Origin of the sequence: Sphingopyxis sp. (genome assembly GCF_035250425.1) — a bacterium.
GTDB lineage: Bacteria > Pseudomonadota > Alphaproteobacteria > Sphingomonadales > Sphingomonadaceae > Sphingopyxis.
In genome coordinates this window covers 1-3,150 of record NZ_DATFFD010000076.1, presented here as the reverse complement: position 1 = coordinate 3,150, position 3,150 = coordinate 1, and the positions used below count along the sequence as shown (strand labels likewise).

4 protein-coding genes are annotated in these 3,150 nt (G+C 62.4%); 3 read left to right on the top strand and 1 reads right to left on the bottom strand.

From position 1 onward, the window contains the following. Positions 1 to 431 (bottom strand): DNA-deoxyinosine glycosylase (locus VJ811_RS04785; RefSeq protein ID WP_324071135.1); only part of this gene is annotated, 431 nt, incomplete at its 3' end. A gap of 320 nt (positions 432 to 751) precedes the next feature. Between VJ811_RS04785 and rpsL the strand changes: the two genes are divergently transcribed. The 3 genes from rpsL to fusA all read left to right on the top strand — a co-directional run. After that, positions 752 to 1,123 carry a 30S ribosomal protein S12 gene (gene rpsL, locus VJ811_RS04780; protein ID WP_037515637.1) on the top strand — a complete coding sequence of 124 codons (372 nt, stop codon included), beginning with the start codon at positions 752 to 754 and terminating at the stop codon, positions 1,121 to 1,123. A 73-nt stretch (positions 1,124 to 1,196) separates the two neighbouring features. Beyond that, entirely contained in the window at positions 1,197 to 1,667 is a 471-nt protein-coding gene (rpsG, locus tag VJ811_RS04775) for a 30S ribosomal protein S7 (RefSeq protein WP_058818022.1), read from the top strand. A gap of 96 nt (positions 1,668 to 1,763) precedes the next feature. Next, a partial coding sequence (gene fusA / locus VJ811_RS04770) for an elongation factor G (protein ID WP_324071134.1) occupies positions 1,764 to 3,150 on the top strand: 1,387 nt, incomplete at its 3' end.

Below are 3,150 nucleotides of genomic sequence, written 5' to 3'. Positions count from 1 at the left end.
GCGCTGCTTGACGGCAGGTCGATGACCGCGATGTCTCCGAGCGACGGTAACTGCTTTCGCCCGATCGCCGAGGCTTTGCCGCCGTTGAAGGCGATCATGCGCAGGGCCGGCAGGGTGGCGATCAGCGCAGCAAGATCATGCGCTTCGACATCGCGGATCAGCGAGTCGTTGCTCGTTTGCCGCTCCGCGCTGCGGATCACGTCCCACAGCCCGACTTTCGCGTGGCGTAACGCGGCGAGCCGATCATTGTAGGGCAGCGCCGCAAGCGGCCGGCCGACCACCTCGCCGAGCAGTCGCCAGAACTGGTTCGTCGGATGCGCATAATATTGCTGCTCGGCGAGCGAACGGACGCCCGGCAGGCTTCCCAATATCAGCAATCGCGCATCGGGCGCGACATGCGGGGCAAAGCTGGCGTGGCGAACGGCGGGCATCGCCAACCGATAGCCCGGCCGGAGCGGCGCAACAATATTGCCTGCCCCTTGATCCCCACCCCTTGACCACCGGAGGAATCGGGTCTAGGGGCGCGCTCGACCGAAAAGGGCAGTTTGCTGCCTCTTTCAGTTGCAACAGCGCTTGAACATTGCTGGCGCGGATGGAGCCTCCGGAAGATCATCATGATCCGCCGGGGTCTTTTGCTGTTATCAGGTCGGCCGTTTTTCGCCAATTTTGGCGGGTTAGCAGCCGGAGCTTCATCCACCGCAGTACAGTAACCGTTCGCTTTGATGGGCGGACATTTAAAGGTGAAGCATTCATGCCCACGATCAACCAGCTGGTCCGCAAGGGCCGGACTCCCCAGAAGGTGAAGTCCAAGGTCCCGGCGATGGACGCAAACCCGCAAAAGCGCGGCGTTTGCACCCGTGTCTACACGACGACCCCGAAAAAGCCGAACTCGGCGCTCCGTAAGGTTGCGAAGGTCCGCCTGACCAACCAGCGCGAAGTCATCACCTACATCCCCGGCGAAGGCCACAACCTCCAGGAACACAGCGTTGTGCTGATCCGCGGCGGTCGTGTCCGCGATCTTCCCGGTGTGCGTTACCACGTCCTGCGCGGCGTGCTCGATACGCAGGGCGTGAAGGACCGCAAGCAGAGCCGTTCGAAGTACGGCGCGAAGCGTCCGAAGTAAGGACCGCTTTTTCGGCTATTTGATCATCCCAGGCTGCCTTGGCGCCGGGATGCTGTTGTAAAAGGAATTACCTATGGCTCGTCGTCGTCGTCCTGAACGCCGCGAAATCCTGCCCGATCCCCGTTTCGGTGATACGGTGCTGTCGAAGTTCATGAACAGCGTCATGCTGGACGGGAAGAAGTCCGTCGCCGAAAGCATCGTTTACGGTGCCCTCGAGTCGGTCGAAGCCCGTGCCAAGAAGGAACCGCTCGGCGTGTTCCACGAAGCGCTCGCGAACATCCGCCCGAACATCGAAGTCCGCAGCCGCCGCGTCGGCGGTGCGACCTATCAGGTTCCGGTCGAAGTCCGTCCGGACCGTGCGCAGGCGCTCGCGATCCGCTGGTTGATCACCGCCGCGCGCAACCGCAGCGAAACCACGATGGCCGCGCGCCTGTCGGGCGAACTTCTCGACGCATCGAACAACCGCGGCAACGCGGTGAAGAAGCGCGAAGACACGCACCGCATGGCCGAAGCGAACCGCGCCTTCAGCCACTACCGCTGGTAAGCGCTTGCGGGCCGATTCGCCGGCTCGCAATCGTAACAATCATTCCTATATCGGAGGCAGCACCAAGGGCCGCCTCCCACATCCAAGGAAAAGACCATGGCACGCAGCCATCCGCTCGAACATTATCGCAACTTTGGGATCATGGCGCACATCGACGCCGGCAAGACCACGACGACCGAGCGTATCCTCTACTACACCGGCAAGTCCTACAAGATCGGCGAAGTCCATGACGGCGCCGCGACGATGGACTGGATGGAGCAGGAGCAGGAGCGCGGCATCACGATCACGTCCGCGGCGACCACTTGCTTGTGGAAAGCCGACGAAGGTCAGGGTCCCGAGCATCGCCTGAACATCATCGACACCCCCGGACACGTCGACTTCACGATCGAAGTCGAACGTTCGCTGCGCGTGCTCGACGGTGCGATCACCGCGTTCGACGGCGTTGCCGGCGTCGAACCGCAGTCGGAAACCGTGTGGCGCCAGGCCGACAAGTATAAAGTTCCGCGCATGTGCTTCGTCAACAAGCTCGACCGCACCGGCGCCGACTTCTATTATTGCGTCCAGACGATCATCGATCGCCTCGGTGCGACCCCCGCCGTCCTCTATCTGCCCATCGGCGCCGAAGGCGACTTCAAGGGTCTCGTCGACCTCGTCAACGAGCGCGCGATCATCTGGAAGGACGAAAGCCTCGGCGCCGAATTCTTCTATGAAGAAATCCCCGCCGACCTCGCCGACAAGGCCGCCGGATATCGCGAAAAGCTCGTCGAACTCGCCGTCGAACAGGACGACGACGCGATGGAAGCCTATCTCGAAGGCACCGTCCCCGACGTTGCCACCCTCAAGAAGCTGATCCGCAAGGGTACGCTGGCACAGGCGTTCGTCCCGGTCCTCTGTGGCTCGGCATTCAAGAACAAGGGTGTCCAGACGCTGCTCGACGCCGTCGTCGACTATCTGCCGAGCCCGCTCGACATTCCCGACGTCCAGGGCCTGAAGCTCGACGGCGAGACCCCCGATTCGCGTCCGCCGGCCGACGATGCGCCGCTGTCGCTGCTGGCGTTCAAGATCATGAACGATCCGTTCGTCGGTTCGCTCACCTTCGCCCGCATCTATTCGGGTACGCTCAACAAGGGCACCTACCTGAACTCGGTGAAGGACAAGAAGGAAAAGGTCGGCCGCATGCTGCTGATGCATGCGAACAGCCGCGAAGACATCGAAGAAGCCTATGCGGGCGACATCGTCGCGCTCGCCGGCCTCAAGGAAACCACCACCGGGGACACGCTCTGCGCCACCAACGCGCCGATCATCCTCGAGCGGATGGAATTCCCCGAGCCGGTCATCGAGTTGTCGGTGGAACCGAAGACCAAGGCCGACCAGGAACGCATGGGCATCGCGCTCAACCGCCTGGCTGCCGAGGATCCCTCGTTCCGCGTGTCGACCGACCATGAATCGGGCCAGACGATCATCAAGGGTATGGGCGAGCTTC

What these genes read in the sequence shown, in the direction of transcription:
- rpsG (WP_058818022.1), top strand. Translation starts at nt 1,197, where the DNA reads ATGGCTCGTCGTCGTCGTCCTGAACGCCGCGAAATCCTGCCCGATCCC.
- rpsL (WP_037515637.1), top strand. Translation starts at nt 752, where the DNA reads ATGCCCACGATCAACCAGCTGGTCCGCAAGGGCCGGACTCCCCAGAAG.